Genomic DNA, 15084 nt, shown 5'->3' with positions numbered 1-15084 from the left:
CGCCCCACCGGAGCCGCCCCATGACACCCCCGGCCTCCTCGGTCAGCGACCTCGTCCGGCTGCGCGTGCACCACCCCGAGGCCGTCGCCGAAGCCGCGGCGCGCCGCCGCAGACGCCCCCTCGTCGGCGACCGCGGACGGCTGATGATCATCGCGGCGGACCACCCGGCCCGCGGCTCCCTGGCCGTCGGCGACCGCGAACTGGCCATGGCCAACCGCTTCGAGCTCCTGGAACGGCTCCGCCTCGCCCTCTCCCGCCCCGGCGTCGACGGCGTGCTCGCCACCGCCGACATCCTCGACGACCTGCTGCTCCTCGGGGCGCTGGAGGACAAGGTCGTCATCGGCTCGATGAACCGCGGCGGCCTCGCGGGCGCCGCCTTCGAACTCGACGACCGGTTCACCGGCCACCGCCCCCGGGACCTCGCCCGGCTCCGCTTCGACGGCGGCAAACTGCTGCTCCGGATCGACTACGACGACCCCGGCTCGCTCGACACCATGCACGCCACCGCCCGCGCCATCGACGCCATGGCCGCGCACCGGCTGCCGGTCTTCGTCGAACCGTTCCTCTGCCGCCGCAGCGAGGGCCGCGTCCACAACGACCTCGGCGCGGAGGCGGTCACCACCTCGATCGCCATCGCGTCGGGGCTGGCCGGGACCTCCGCGTACACCTGGCTCAAGGTCCCCGTCACCGACGACCCCCACGCCATGGCCCGGGTGATGGAGGCGTCGACGCTGCCCGCCGTCCTGCTGGGCGGGGAGGTCGGCGACGACCTGGACGGCGCGTTCGAGAAATGGCGCACGGCACTGCGACTGCCCACCGTCCAGGGACTGGTGGTGGGGCGTTCGCTGCTCTACCCGGCCGGCGGGGACGTGGCCGCGGCCGTGGACACGGCCGTCTCGCTGCTGGAGCCGACCGGATCCGGAAGGAACGGAAACGGACCGGAGAACGGGTAGGGAACGGCCATGACGACGGACGACGAACAGCACCATCACCACCTCCGCGCCGGAACCACGGCGCACGGCCCCTACGCCCTCGACATCGGCCCCGAGCAAGCCGGATGGGACCGGTCGGGCCTGCGCGTCCTGGAACTCGGACCCGGCGGAGTTCACACGCTCGTCACCGGGGAGTGCGAGTGGATCGTCCTTCCGTTGACCGGTGGCTGTACGGTGCACACCTCAGGTGAGATCTTTGAACTGCTGGGCCGGGAAAGCGTGTTCAGCGGCGTGACCGACTTCGCCTATGTACCGCGCGACGCCCATGCACAGATCGCCTCCGGCGCAGGAGGCCGCTTCGCCCTGGCAGGAGCGAAGTGCGAGCGACGACTCCCCGCTCGCTACGGCCCCGCGCCGGAGGTACCGGTCGAACTGCGCGGCTCGGGGACCTGCTCGCGCCAGGTCAACAACTTCGCCGCCGCCGACACCTTCGAGTGCGACCGGCTGATCGCCGTCGAGGTCCTCACCCCCGGCGGCAACTGGTCCTCCTACCCGCCGCACAAGCACGACGAGCACATCCCCGGCGTCGAATCCGTCCTGGAGGAGATCTACTACTTCGAGGTGGAGCACGACGGCCTCGGCTACCACCGGGTGTCGCCGTCGCGGACCGGCGGCACGGACGTCCTCGCCGAGGTGCGCAGCGGCGACACCGTCCTGATCCCCGACGGCTGGCACGGCCCGTCCATCGCCTCCCCGGGCCGCACCCTCTACTACCTCAACGTGATGGCGGGCCCGGGGGAGCAGCGGGAATGGCTGATCAGCGACCACCCGGAGCACGGCTGGATCCGCGACACCTGGCCGTCGCAGCCGGTGGACCCCAGACTTCCCCTCCACGGGACGGAGGAACGCCCATGAGCACCCGCCGCCTCACCACCGCCCAGGCCCTGGTGGCCTTCCTGGCCCGCCAGTACACCGAACGCGACGGCCGGCGGCAGCGGCTGATCGGTGCCACCTGGGGCATCTTCGGCCATGGCAACGTCGCCGGCGTCGGCCAGGCGCTCGTCGAGTCGGGCCGGGCCATGCCCTACCTCCAGGGCCGCAACGAACAGGCCATGGTGCACGCCGCCGTCGGCTACGCCCGCCAGTGCGGGCGGCTCTCCGCGCACGCCGTCACCACCTCCATCGGCCCCGGCGCCACCAACCTCGTCACCGGCGCCGCCCTCGCCACCGTCAACCACCTCCCCGTCCTCCTCCTGCCCGGGGACACCTTCGCGACCCGGCCCGCCGACCCGGTGCTCCAGCAGATCGAGGTCCCGTACGCGGGCGACGTGTCGGTCAACGACTGCCTGCGCCCCGTCTCCCGCTACTTCGACCGGATCACCCGCCCCGAGGCCCTGGTCCCGGCCGCCCTCCAGGCCGTACGGACACTGACCGACCCGGCGCAGACCGGTGCCGTCACCCTCGCGCTGCCGCAGGACGTGCAGGTCCAGGCGTACGACTGGCCGGAGGAGTTCTTCGCCGAACGCGTCTGGCACGTACGCCGCCCCGCCCCCGACCCGCAGGAGTTGGACCGGGCCGTGCGGGCGGTGCTCGGCGCCCGCAGACCGCTGATCGTGGCGGGCGGCGGCGTCCACCACAGCGCGGCCGAGAGCACCCTCGCCGCGTTCGCAGCCGACACCCGCATCCCGGTCGCCTCCACCCAGGCCGGCAAGGGCTCCCTGCGGCACGACCACCCCGCCGACGTCGGCGGCATCGGCCACACCGGCACCGCGACCGCCGACGAGCTGGCCCGCACCGCCGACCTGGTCATCGGCATCGGCACCCGCTACTCCGACTTCACCACCGCCTCCGCCACCCTCTTCGCGAACCCCGGGGTCCGCTTCCTCAACCTCAACATCACCGGCTTCGACGCCCACAAGCTCGGCGCCCTCCCGCTCGTCGCCGACGCCCGCAGCGCCCTCGAAGCCCTCACCGCCGCGCTCGCCGAACGCAACCACCGCGTCGACCCGGCCTACGAGACCGAGTACACCGACGCCAAGGAGCGCTGGGAGCGGCGCGTCACCGCCGCGTTCACCGCCCCCGACCCGCACGCCCGCCCCACCCAGGCCCAGGTTCTCGGCCTCCTCGACGGCCTCGTCACCGAGGACGACATCCTGATCAACGCGGCCGGTTCGCTCCCCGGCGACCTGCACAAGCTCTGGCGGGCCCGCTCCCCCCGGCAGTACCACGTGGAGTACGGCTACTCCTGCATGGGCTACGAGATCCCGGCCGCGATCGGGGTCCAGCTGGCCGCCCCCGACCGCCCGGTCTGGGCCCTGGTCGGCGACGGCACGTACCTGATGAACCCCACCGAGATCGTCACCGCCGTGCAGCAGGAACTCCCGGTGAAGCTGGTCGTCCTGCAGAACCACGGCTACGCGTCCATCGGCGGGCTCTCCGAGGCGGTCGGCGCCGAGCGCCTCGGCACGGCCTACCGCCACCGCGCCGCGGACGGCACGTTCACCGGCCCTCCGCTGCCCGTCGATCTCGCGGCCAACGCGGGCTCGCTCGGGATGCGGGTGCTGCGCGCCAGGAGCGTGCGCGACCTGCGCGAGGCCCTCCGCGAGGCGCGCGCGGCGGACCGTCCCACTTGTGTCTACGTCGAGACCGAAACGGCAGACACAGTGTCGGGCCCCCCTCCGGCGCAGGCGTGGTGGGATGTTCCCGTTGCCGAGACGGCCACCCGGCCGCCGGCCGTGAGAGCCCGGGAAGAGTACGACCGCCACGTCGCCGACCGTCGCCACCACCTCTGAAGACGCCACCGAAGGAGTTTCTGTCATGAAGACCGTCAACCACTGGATCGGTGGCAAGACCGTCGAGGGCGCGTCGGGCAACCACGGCCCGGTCACCGACCCGGCCACCGGAGAGGTCACCACCCAGGTCGCGCTCGCCTCCCTCGAAGAGGTCGACGCCGCGGTCGCCGCCGCGAAGGACGCCTACGCCTCCTGGGGCACGTCCTCGCTGGCCACCCGCACGGCGATCCTCTTCCGCTACCGCGCGCTGCTGGACGCCCACCGCGACGAGATCGCCGCGCTGATCACCGCCGAGCACGGCAAGGTGCACTCGGACGCGCTGGGCGAGGTCGCCCGCGGTCTGGAGATCGTCGAGCTGGCCTGCGGCATCACCACCCAGCTCAAGGGCGAGCTGTCCACCCAGGTCTCCAGCCGGGTCGACGTCGCCGCGATCCGCCAGCCGCTCGGCGTCGTCGCCGGCATCACCCCGTTCAACTTCCCGGCCATGGTGCCGATGTGGATGTTCCCGCTGGCCATCGCCTGCGGCAACACCTTCGTGCTCAAGCCCAGCGAGAAGGACCCGTCGGCCGCGAACCTGCTGGCCGAGCTGGCCGCCGAGGCCGGTCTGCCGGACGGCGTGCTGAACGTCCTGCACGGTGACAAGGTCGCCGTCGACGGCCTGCTGAACCACCCGGACGTCGCCGCGGTCTCCTTCGTGGGCTCCACCCCGATCGCCCGCTACATCCACACCACCGCCTCCGCCAACGGCAAGCGGGTCCAGGCGCTCGGCGGCGCGAAGAACCACATGCTGGTGCTGCCGGACGCGGACCTGGATGCCGCCGCCGACGCCGCCGTCTCCGCCGCGTACGGCTCCGCGGGCGAGCGCTGCATGGCGATCTCCGCGATCGTCGCGGTCGGCTCGATCGCCGACGAGCTCGTCGCCAAGATCAAGGAGCGCGCCGAGAAGATCAAGATCGGCCCCGGCAACGACCCGACGTCCGAGATGGGCCCGCTGATCACCGCCGCCCACCGCGACAAGGTCGCCTCCTACGTCGCGGGCGCCGCCGCCCAGGGCGCCGACGTCGTGCTCGACGGCACCGGCCACACCGTCGAGGGCTTCGAGAACGGCCACTGGATCGGCCTCTCCCTGCTCGACAACGTGTCCACCGACTCGGACGCGTACAAGGACGAGATCTTCGGCCCGGTGCTGTGCGTCCTGCGCACCGAGACGTACGAGGAGGGCGTGGCCCTCATGAACGCCTCGCCGTTCGGCAACGGCACCGCGATCTTCACCCGGGACGGCGGCGCCGCCCGCCGCTTCCAGCTGGAGGTCGAGGCCGGCATGGTCGGCGTCAACGTGCCGATCCCGGTGCCGGTCGGCTACCACTCCTTCGGTGGCTGGAAGGACTCCCTCTTCGGCGACCACCACATCTACGGCAACGACGGGGTGCACTTCTACACCCGCGGCAAGGTCGTCACCACCCGCTGGCCGGACCCGGCCGACGCCCCGGCGGGCGTGGACCTGGGCTTCCCCCGCAACCACTGATCCATTTCGCCCCCCTTCCGACGGCCCGCACGGACACCTCCCCCGTCCGCGCGGGCCGTCCCGCGTGCCCTCACACGCGTCGCAGACCCAGGTACTGGAGCGCGCCCATGGCCGCCACCGTCAGGCCCTGGAGCACGATCCATCCGTTGCCGACGCCCGTCGCGGTCAGCGCGTCCACGGCGACCGTCACGACGCTCGCCACGGCCCAGGCCGTGTTCAGGGCGATGATGGCGACGACCGGGCCGCGGCCGATGTTCTCCTGTCGGGAGACGGCCAGTACCCACAGCGCGTACCCGACGAGGAACACGCCCACCGGGTACTGCACCGAGAGGCGCACGCCGAGGAACGAGTCCAGGACCGTGGCGAGCCCGAGGTATCCGAGGCCGTTCGCACCGGTGAGGACGGCGTCCGCCAGGAGGGCGAACCGGAGAAGGCCGTCGGAGCGGTCGGTGCCCGTCGCAGTGACCGTACCCGCGTTCCGGAACGACATCATGAGGTCTTCCTTTCGTTGCTGTGGCGCCGGTCCGGGTGCGGGACCGGAGGGGCGCAGGCCCCTGCGGGGAAGGTAATGACCGGCCCGCGAACGCCTCAATTACCGGAGAGGTAATGGCCGTCCGGCGGAAAAGGGCCGGGGAGGAGCCGCGAACGGCTCCTCCCCGGCCCTCGGCCTCCGGCCCCCCTCCGGCCGGTGGCCCGTCATCGGGTCACCGGGTCACCGGGCGGCGGTCTCCGCCTTCTCCGCGCACACGGCCTCGGCGATCATCCGCTGCATCGGGACGGCGCCCACCCGCCCCGAGACCAGGAACGCGGACACCATCGTCGCCACCATGATCACCGTGCCGAGCCACACCATCGTCTCGACCGGCACCGTGTACGCACCCACCGTCCGCACCACGCACTCGCCCAGCAGCGCCGCGCCCCACACCATCGAGAACCGGGTCTCCGCCCGCCGGAACGCCGCCGACCCGGCCGACAGCCGCTGCCAGGCGTCGGCCTTGGCCGCGTCGCCCCCCACCAGCCAGGGCCGCACGCCCGCGGTCATCATCGGCTGCCCCTTCAGCGCGGTCACCAGGACGACGATCCCGATGATGCTGCTCACCCCGCTGTCCTTGGCGAGCATCAGCCGCGGGTCGCCCACCACCAGACTCGTCAGCAGGCCCACCGCGTTGACCGTCACGATCAGCGCCGCCAGCCCGTTGAGCCGCTGCCCGCGCACCACGCTCCACGCGGTGCGCACGGCCGGCAGCACGCTGCTCCAGGCCAGCGCGGCGAACGTCCCCGTGCCCGCCGCCTTCAGCGCGTAGTACGAGGCGAGCGGCACCGCCACGTCCACCAGCAGCGGCAGCACGCTGTCCAGCACCGCCCGGCGCGGCGTGAACCGGCCGGCGGCGGCCTGGGCGTCCGCGGCGGGCGCGGCGGATGCGGTGGCGGCGGCGACCGGAACGACTGCGACGGGGGCGGTGACGGTGGCGGCCGGGCTGGTCATGACGGGTTCCTCTCCCGTGTGGCGGGGGCCTTTCGCGGCCCCGCTCTCGATGTGTACAGACTGGCCGCCGGGGCCCGTTGCCCGGCAGAGCCGCGTGTACCGAGGTCCGTATGACGAATGTCAGGTGCCCGGCATGACGCCTCCGGGGACGCCGTCCCGGGGAGCATGCGCGCCACCGCGCGCCGCGCATGCTCCGGTACGTCAGGTCTCGGCCGGTCAGAGTTCCGACACGTGGTACGGCGAGACGCTCATCCAGCCGTTGCCCGCGGCACCGTTGCGCTTGCCGCTGCTGGTCTTGGCGAGGGTGTACCAGGAGTCGACGTAGTCCGGGTCGTCGGTCCACCAGCTGGTGGGGACGGCGTCGAGCAGCGCGTCGGCCAGCGGGATGTACGCGCCCTGGTCGGTGATGGTGAGCAGGACCGTGACGATGGCCTTGGCCAGGGCCTGGTAGTTGGTGTCCCCGTCGTCCTCCATCATGACCGCGTCGGCCATGTTGTATTTGTAGTTGGACCAGTTGACCAGGACCTGGCTCGGGTAGTAGGTCGTGTCCGCCTTGTTCAGGTAGGGCATCTCGACGGTGTCGACGCGGGGCTTGCCGTCCTTGCCGAAGCCCGTGACCAGGGTGAAGATCTCGGCGTCGCCCTTGATGCCGGGCTCCTTGACGTCGGTGATCCGCACCGAGTCGATCCGGGTGGTGTCGATGCCCGACGCGGCGGCCAGGGTGCCGGGCCCGGCGGCCGGTGCGGGGGTGTTCAGCCCCTTGGACTCCAGGGCCCTGTCGATGACCTTCAACCCTTCGGCGACGGCCTTCGAGCCGTCGACGTCGACGAGGTAGACGGGCCGGCCGGGGGCCCTGTCCGAGGACAGTTCGTGGGCCACGCCCCGGCTGTCGTACGCGGTGAACGTCGAGGCGTCGTCGTCGGACGGGGCGGCGGCCACCAGCGGGGCCGATCCCGAGGCGAGCCGGTTCCTCATCGACGCGTCCGCCAGGCCGAGCCGCAGCAGCGGACCCGCGCCGTCGCCCAGGCCCTTGGCCGCGGCGACGCCCCGGTCGGCCCCGGCGATCCGGGCGGCGAGCCCTTGGCCGGCCGCGGCGGTGGCACCGCCGGTCAGCTCCCCGAGACCGACCGAGTCCGCGGCCAGGGCGGCTCTGCGGACCTCTCTGCTCCAGGCCGGGTCGGCGAGGGAACGGGCGAGCGCGAGCGCGGTGGCGTCCTCGATGCCGGCGACCGAGGAGGTGGAGGCGGCGGAGGGGGCCGCCGTGTTCGCTCCGGGCTGCGCGGCCAGCGCGGTGCCCTGGAGCGGGACCAGCGCGGTCGCGGCCAGGGTGACACCGATCAGCGTCGTGCGCAGCGATGTGGAGGTACTCAAGGATCTCTCCTGACGAAAGAAAGTGAAGACGGGGTGCTGCGGGAATGACGAGGTGGCCCCCGCGCCCGACGAGCGGCTGAGGGACGGTCACATCGATCTATGCGAGTAGACCTTGTTTCTATGTCCATGACAAGGTTGCCCGGGGCGACGGTATGCCCCGCGCGGCGTTCCGGCGCCGCGTCAGGCCCGTCCCGGAGGCGCGTCCGGCCCGTTCCGGTACCGAGTCAGGTCCGCTCCAGGGGCGCGTCCGGCCCGTTCTGACGCCGCGTCCGCTCCGCCCCGTCGCCCCGGCATACCGCGTCCGCAGTACGGCGGACGGCCCCCGTACGCCGGGAGGAGGCCGAGGAGTTCCCTCTGTCGGCTGTCCGCGGGCGGCGGTCGTCCGCTTAGGGTCGGGAACCATGGACACCTCCGATGCGCACCCGCCCCGCCGGCGGCGGCTGCTGCCCCGAGGGCGGGGCCGATGGGCCGCGGGCCTCGCGGCACTCGTCGTGCTGGCCGGTGCGGGAACCTGGACCGCCGCGGCCGACGACGGCGCGCCCGCCGTGCACCGCAAGGACCGGACGATGCGGTTCGACGGGGTGTCCATCGACACCTCGTACTTCACCACCGGCGGCACGCAACGCCGGCCGGCCGTGCTGATCGGGCACGGGTTCGGCGGCAGCAAGGACGACGTGCGGGACCAGGCCGAACAGCTGGCCGGTGCCGGATACGCCGTGCTGACCTGGTCCGCGCGCGGGTTCGGGAAGTCGGGCGGGGAGATCTCGCTCAACGCCCCCGACCGCGAGGTCCGGGACGTGTCCCGGCTGATCGACTGGCTCGCGGACCGGCCCGAGGTGGAACTCGACGCCGAGGGCGACCCCCGCGTCGGGATCACCGGCGCCTCCTACGGCGGGGCCGTCTCGCTCCTCGCCGCCGGGCACGACGAGCGCGTCGACGCCGTCGCACCGCAGATCACCTACTGGAACCTGGCCGACGCCCTCTTCCCCGACGGGGTCTTCAAGAAGCTCTGGGCCGGAATCTTCGTCACCACCGGCGGCGGCTGCCAGAAGTTCGAGAAGCGGCTCTGCGAGATGTACGAACGGGTCGCCGTCGACGGGAAACCGGACGCCGCCGCCCGCGCACTGCTGACCGGGCGCTCCCCGAGCGCCGTCGCCGACCGGATCCGGGTGCCCGCGCTCATCGTGCAGGGACAGACCGACTCCCTCTTCCCGCTCGGCCAGGCCGACGCCATGGCCGGGGCGATCAGCGGCAACGGCGCCCCGGTCGCCGTCGACTGGATCGCCGGCGGACACGACGGCGGCGACCCGGAGACCGACCGGGTGCAACAGCGCGTCGGCCGCTGGTTCGACCGGTACCTGAAGGGCGACAAGAACGCCGACACCGGCCCCGCCTTCCGCGTCACCCGCACCGGAGGCGTCGACTCCACCGACGGGGCCGCCCTCGCGCGCGGGGCGAGCAGCGACACGTACCCGGGGCTGGACAGCGGGAAGGAGGAGATCGGCATCGGGCGGCGGACCCAGACGTTCCGCAACCCCGCCGGGGCCAGTCCGCCGGCCGTCTCGGCCGTACCCGGCGTCGGCGGCGGCCTCTCCCGGCTGTCGTCCCTCGGCGTCGGGCTCTCGCTCGACTTCCCCGGCCAGCACGCCCGCTTCGACTCGGCCCCGCTGGACACGCCGCTGAGCGTCACCGGCACCCCGACCGTGACCGTCGACGTCCGGACCGACTCCGGCGACGCCGTCCTGTTCGGGAAGGTCTACGACGTGTCCCCGGACGGAGGGCAGCAGCTGCTGCCCTCCCAACTGGTCGCCCCCGTCCGCATCCCGCAGGACCGGCAGGGCAGGGGCGTACGGCTGACCCTCCCCGCGAACGAATTCTCCGGGCTCCGGACCCGGGCCGGACCGGGCAGAACCGGCGCCGGACCGGGCAGAACCCGGGCCCTGCTCCCGGCCCGGATCCCGGCCCGGCCCCGGAGACCAGGGGCCACCGCCCCCGATCTGAGAACCGCGGCGGCCCCCCTGCCCCGCTGGACCTGGGCACTGCCGGCCGCCGCCGTCGTGATCGCCGCCGCACTGCTGCTCACCGCCCGCCGCCGCGCCGCGGCCCCCGCGCCCGACCCGGCACTCGCCGACGTGCCCCTCCGGATCACCGGACTGTCGAAGAAGTACGCCGGGTCCACCGACCGGTACGCCGTGAAGGACCTGTCCTTCCGGGTCGGGAAGGGGCAGGTGCTCGGACTCCTCGGCCCCAACGGCGCGGGCAAGACCACGACCCTGCGCATGCTGATGGGACTCATCACGCCCGACGACGGCGAGATCCGCGTCTTCGGACAGGCCATCCGGCCCGGCGCGCCCGTGCTGTCCCGCGTCGGCGCGTTCGTCGAGGGCGCCGGCTTCCTGCCGCACCTGTCCGGGCGCGCCAACCTGGAGCTGTACTGGCAGGCCACCGGACGGCCCGCCGAGGACGCGCACATCGAGGAGGCCCTGGAGATCGCCGGGCTCGGCGACGCCCTGGCCCGCGCCGTCCGCACGTACTCGCAGGGCATGCGGCAACGGCTCGCCATCGCCCAGGCCATGCTCGGCATGCCGGACCTGCTCATCCTCGACGAACCGACCAACGGGCTCGACCCGCCCCAGATCCGCGAGATGCGGGACGTGATGATCCGGTACGCGGCCGGGGGCCGGACCGTCATCGTCTCCAGCCACCTGCTCTCCGAGGTCGAGCAGTCCTGCACCCACCTCGTGGTCATGGACCGGGGCCGGCTCGTCCAGGCCGGCCCGGTCGCCGAGATCACCGGGTCCGGGGACACGCTGCTGGTCACCAGCGCGCGCGAGGTGGCCGAACCTCTCGCGGAGAAGGTCGCCGCGCTGCCCGGGATCGGTTCGGCCGCCCGCACGGAGGACGGCCGCGGGCTGCTCGTACGGCTCGACGGCGCCACCCCGGCCGAGCTGATCGCCGAACTGGTCCGGCTCGACGTGCCGATGACCGGTGTCGGACCGCACCGCCGACTGGAGGACGCGTTCCTCACCCTGATCTCCGGAGGCTCCGCATGAGTGCCGCAGCCGATGTCACCGAAGCCGCCGGCACCGCCGGGGCACCCGGCTACCGTGCCCGGCACACCCTGCCGCTGCGGGTCGAGGCGATGCGCCAGCTGCGCAGACGCCGCACCCTGATCATGGGCGGGGTGCTGGCGGCACTGCCGTTCGTCCTGATCGTCGCGTTCGCGATCGGCGGCACCCCGGAATCGCGGGGCGGCGGCAGCGACCGGATCACCCTGATGGACACCGCGACGGCCTCCGCCGCGAACTTCGCCGCGACCTGCCTGTTCGTCTCCGCCGGGTTCCTGCTCGTGGTGCCGGTGGCGCTGTTCTGCGGCGACACCGTCGCCTCGGAGGCGAGCTGGTCCTCGCTGCGCTATCTGCTGGCGGCGCCCGTGCCGCGGGCCAGGCTGCTGTGGAGCAAGCTCGTCGTGGCGCTCGGCTTCAGCCTCGCCGCGATGGTGCTGCTGCCGCTCGTCGCCCTGGCCGCGGGGGCCGTCGCATACGGCTGGGGGCCGCTCCGACTCCCCACCGGCGGCGCGCTCGCGACCTCGGACACCGTGCCCCGGCTGGCGCTCGCCGTCGCGTTCGTCTTCGTCTCGCAACTGGTCACCGCCGGACTGGCGTTCTGGCTGTCGACCAGGACCGACGCCCCGCTGGGCGCGGTCGGCGGCGCGGTCGGGCTGACCATCGTCGGCAATGTGCTGGACGCCGTCACCGCGCTCGGCTCCTGGCGCGAGTTCCTGCCCGCGCACTGGCAGTTCGCCTGGGCGGACGCGCTCCAGCCCGAACTGGAGTGGGCCGGCATGACGAAGGGCGCGGCGATCTCGGTGACGTACGCCCTGATCCTGTTCGCCCTCGCCTTCCGGGGCTTCGGCCGCAAGGACATCGTGTCCTGAGACGGGCGCCCGGCCCCTGGTCTCCGGGGCCGGGCCGGGATCCGGGCCGGGAGCAGGGCCCGGGTTCTGCCCGGTCCGGCGCCGGTTCTGCCCGGTCCGGCCCGGGTCCGGAGCCCGGAGAATTCGTTCGCGGGGATCGTCGGGCCGGTGCTCTGATGGGGGCATGACCGCTCCGACCAGGCCGCAGTACGAGATCCGTGCCCAGTACACGGACACCACGATCACCGTCTACCAGGCGTACACCCCGTCCATCGGCCTCCCGGCCGCGCGCGACGGGCGCTTCCCCGACACCTGGAAGCGGGACCGCATGACGTGGATCAAGCCGAGTTTCCTGTGGATGATGTACCGCTGCGGCTGGGGCACCAAGGAGGGCCAGGAGACCGTGCTGGCCGTCGAGATCACCCGCGAGGGCTTCGACCGGGCCCTGGCCGGGGCCGAACTCTCGCACTACGTCGGGGGAGTCCACCCGGACCGCGCCGCCTGGCAGCACGCCCTGCGCCGGGCCCCGGCGCGCGTCCAGTGGGACCCGGAGCGGGACCTGCGCCTGGACCGGCTGCCGTACCGCTCCCTCCAGCTCGGGCTCTCCGGCGAGGCGTCGCGGCGGTACGCGGACGAGTGGACGGTGTCCATCCGCGACGTCACCCCGCTCGCCCGGCGGGTCCACGCACTGGTCGCGGCCGGGAGCACCGAGGAGGCGGCCCGGCTCCTGCCCCGGGAGGACCCGTACCCCCTGGGCGCCGCCCCGGTCCCGGTCGCGACCGGTGAACCCGCCTCCTAGGACGCGGTGCTGAGCTCCCAGAACCGGAAGACGGTCGAGGTGTCCAGGCAGTTCTGCAGGCCCCGGACGTTCTCGTGGGCGACCGCGTACTGCTTGCCCTGCCACAGCGGCAGCAGCGGCAGCTGGTCCGCCACGATGTCCTGGAGCTTCATGAACTCCTGCCGGGTCTTCGCGCGGTCGGTCATGGACGACGTCCGCGGGATGATCCGGGAGATCTCGCCGTTCTCGAAATTGTTCGACAGGACGTTGCCCTTGCCGAAGAACGGCTGGGTGAAGTTGTCGGGGTCGGGGTAGTCCGGCACCCAGCCCTTCACGTAGATGCCGTACTTGCCCTCGGAGATGTTCTCCTCGTACTCGTCGAACGGGACGGACTTCATCCGGGCGTCGAAGAGGCCGCTCCGGTTCAGCTGTCCGGCGATGGTCCGCAGCTCGTCGTCGGTGGCGGGACCGTAACGGCTCGGGGTGGACCAGAGGGTGAGCTTCACCTTGTCGGTGATGCCGGCGTCCTCCAGGATCTTCTTCGCCACCTTCGGCTGCGGGCTGTCCCCGTACGTGTCGAAGAAGGAGGTCCCGTGGCCGGTGATGCCGACCGGGACGATCGAGTAGAGCGGTGTCGCCGTGGACTCGTAGACCTTGCTGACCAGGGCGTACCGGTCGACGAGATGGGCGATGGCCTTGCGCACGGCGATCTTGCCGACCACGGGGTCGGCCACGTTGAAGACCAGGTGCTGGACCTCGGCACTGTTTCCCTGGACGACCTCGATGCCGTCCTTCTCGGCGCCGGGCGAGGTGTCCAGGGCGGCTATCGCCTTGGCGGTGAGACCTCGGTACGCGACGTCCACGTCGCCCTTCTCCAGGGACGACTTGAGGGCCTGCTGGTCGCCGCGGAACAGCCGCAGCGTCACACCGGAGTTCTTCACCTCGGCGTTGCCCTGGTATCCGGAGTACACCGAGAAGTCGGCCTTCGACTTGTCGATGGAGTCCAGCTCGTAGGGGCCGGAACCGATCGCCTTGTCGCCCTTGAGCAGGCTGTCCGCCGGGTAGACCTCGTGGTCCACGATGGAACCGGCACCCGAGGCGATCTTGCTGGGGAACGTCGCGTCGGGCACCTTGAGGCGGAAGACGACCGTCCGCACGTCCGGGGTCTCGATCGACGCGATGGTGGAGAGCAGCGGCGCCGGACCCGCCGGGTCGTTGATCCTGATCGCCCGGTCGAAGGAGTACTTGACGTCCTTCGACGTGAGGTTGTGGCCGTTGCTGAACTTCAGCCCGTCGCGCAGGGTGCAGGTGTAGGTCTTGCTGTCGTCCGAGAAACCGCACTCGTCGGCCGCCTCCGGCACCGGGGTGGAGGAACCGGGCGGGAAGCTCAGCAGGGACTGGAAGACGTTGTTGAACAGCAGCCAGGACCCGGGGTCGTAACCTGCGGCCGGGTCCGTCGCGAGGATGTCGTCGGACATCCCGACGACCAGGCTCTCCTTGGCGTCGAACTGCCAGATGTCGTTCTGGGACCCGCAACCCGTCAACAGCGTCGCTGCCAGGCCCACGGAGATCAGGGCGCCCGGCCGACTCGTACGAACCTTCACAGAACGTGCCTCATACTCTCGGCCGGGAGTGGGTGTTCCCGGACAACCGGATCGGGTCAGGAAGTGCTGTGAACACCGCGGCCGTCCGACGGGAGCCGGTCCGGCCGCCGGGGACCGTGGTACGGACCGGCGGCCCTTCCGGACCCGGTGTTCACCCAGGAACTCTACGCGCGATGACCTGACGTCAAATTCCAGCAGATGAACAGGAGAAGACAGGTGGTGGTCGGTCTCGTGGTGCCGTTGAACACCCTTATTAGTACACGGAGCCGAGCGGCGGTGCAGCACGCGAAGGAAAAAGCCGGGGGCGGCAGGCGGGTTGGCCTGAAAAACCTGGCGGCTGTTCGTGAGGGCCGACCGGCGGAGGACTCCGGGTGGAGGTGTGTTCCGGTGTGCCCACTGGTGTCGACCATGTCATAGCAGCAGATCAGGACTGCGTCACCGCTCCTTTTGGACACCGTGGACACCCGTGTGCCGAAACCCGCCGGACCCTATCCCTGGATAAATGCGGGAAACCCCGTTTTCCGGTGCCTTCCCTCCCTGATGGCGGTTCGGAAGCGATTCACTTGCCTTCGCCTTTCTGGTCCTCCTGATCCCTCTGGTCCCCATCTGATGCCACTCGGGCGCCTTTTCCGATCGCTTCCGGAGCGTCACCTTCCGCGGCATGTGACGGTTCGGGCCGG

Annotated in this window: 11 protein-coding genes; 7 read left to right on the top strand and 4 right to left on the bottom strand. The window is 72.1% G+C overall.

From position 1 onward, the window contains the following. Nucleotides 1-20: 20 nt before the first annotated feature. Genes EAO76_RS10220 through mmsA form a run of 4 tightly spaced genes read left to right on the top strand, consistent with a single transcriptional unit; the run spans nt 21 to nt 5249 of the window. Nucleotides 21-953 (top strand): deoxyribose-phosphate aldolase, encoded by a 933-nt coding sequence (locus EAO76_RS10220; RefSeq protein WP_148835456.1) that lies wholly within the window; start codon nt 21-23, stop codon nt 951-953. 9 nt (nt 954-962) lie between these two features. Further along, the gene (iolB, locus tag EAO76_RS10215; protein WP_148835455.1) at nt 963-1847 is read left to right on the top strand and encodes a 5-deoxy-glucuronate isomerase; all 885 of its coding nucleotides are present in this window, start codon (nt 963-965) and stop codon (nt 1845-1847) included. Next, complete coding sequence (gene iolD / locus EAO76_RS10210; RefSeq protein ID WP_148835453.1) at nt 1844-3724, top strand: 3D-(3,5/4)-trihydroxycyclohexane-1,2-dione acylhydrolase (decyclizing); 1881 nt, start codon at nt 1844-1846, stop codon at nt 3722-3724. Before iolB ends, iolD begins: the two co-directional genes overlap by 4 nt. A gap of 25 nt (nt 3725-3749) precedes the next feature. Continuing rightward, a complete protein-coding gene (mmsA, locus tag EAO76_RS10205) occupies nt 3750-5249 on the top strand; it encodes a CoA-acylating methylmalonate-semialdehyde dehydrogenase (RefSeq protein WP_148835450.1) in 1500 nt (499 codons plus the stop codon). 70 nt (nt 5250-5319) lie between these two features. Here the strand turns inward: mmsA and EAO76_RS10200 are convergent, their stop codons facing one another. The 3 genes from EAO76_RS10200 to EAO76_RS10190 form a co-directional block, all read right to left on the bottom strand. Next, nucleotides 5320-5742, bottom strand: coding sequence for a hypothetical protein (locus EAO76_RS10200; protein ID WP_148835448.1), 423 nt, complete (start codon nt 5740-5742; stop codon nt 5320-5322). A gap of 219 nt (nt 5743-5961) precedes the next feature. Beyond that, nucleotides 5962-6735: a VC0807 family protein gene (locus tag EAO76_RS10195; RefSeq protein ID WP_148835446.1), complete on the bottom strand. Its 774-nt coding sequence runs from the start codon at nt 6733-6735 to the stop codon at nt 5962-5964. Nucleotides 6736-6951: 216 nt separating this feature from the next. After that, nucleotides 6952-8106 carry a DUF3103 family protein gene (locus EAO76_RS10190; RefSeq protein WP_148835444.1) on the bottom strand — a complete coding sequence of 385 codons (1155 nt, stop codon included), beginning with the start codon at nt 8104-8106 and terminating at the stop codon, nt 6952-6954. A 491-nt stretch (nt 8107-8597) separates the two neighbouring features. Here EAO76_RS10190 and EAO76_RS10185 point away from each other — a divergent pair, with 491 nt between their 5' ends. The 3 genes from EAO76_RS10185 to EAO76_RS10175 all read left to right on the top strand — a co-directional run bounded on the left by EAO76_RS10185 (nt 8598) and on the right by EAO76_RS10175 (nt 12821). Further along, nucleotides 8598-11159, top strand: coding sequence for an alpha/beta fold hydrolase (locus EAO76_RS10185; RefSeq protein WP_262375368.1), 2562 nt, complete (start codon nt 8598-8600; stop codon nt 11157-11159). Then, on the top strand, nt 11156-12043 hold the full coding sequence (locus EAO76_RS10180; RefSeq protein ID WP_148835440.1) for an ABC transporter permease: 888 nt from the start codon (nt 11156-11158) through the stop codon (nt 12041-12043). Before EAO76_RS10185 ends, EAO76_RS10180 begins: the two co-directional genes overlap by 4 nt. A gap of 163 nt (nt 12044-12206) precedes the next feature. Continuing rightward, nucleotides 12207-12821: a DUF4291 domain-containing protein gene (locus EAO76_RS10175; RefSeq protein ID WP_148835438.1), complete on the top strand. Its 615-nt coding sequence runs from the start codon at nt 12207-12209 to the stop codon at nt 12819-12821. Here the strand turns inward: EAO76_RS10175 and EAO76_RS10170 are convergent. After that, nucleotides 12818-14404: an ABC transporter substrate-binding protein gene (locus tag EAO76_RS10170; RefSeq protein ID WP_148835436.1), complete on the bottom strand. Its 1587-nt coding sequence runs from the start codon at nt 14402-14404 to the stop codon at nt 12818-12820. The genes EAO76_RS10175 and EAO76_RS10170 overlap by 4 nt on opposite strands. Nucleotides 14405-15084: the final 680 nt, after the last annotated feature.

Source organism: Streptomyces sp. sk2.1, assembly GCF_008120935.1.
Classification (GTDB): Bacteria; Actinomycetota; Actinomycetes; order Streptomycetales; family Streptomycetaceae; genus Streptomyces.
This window is presented reverse-complemented; position numbering and strand designations above follow the sequence as displayed.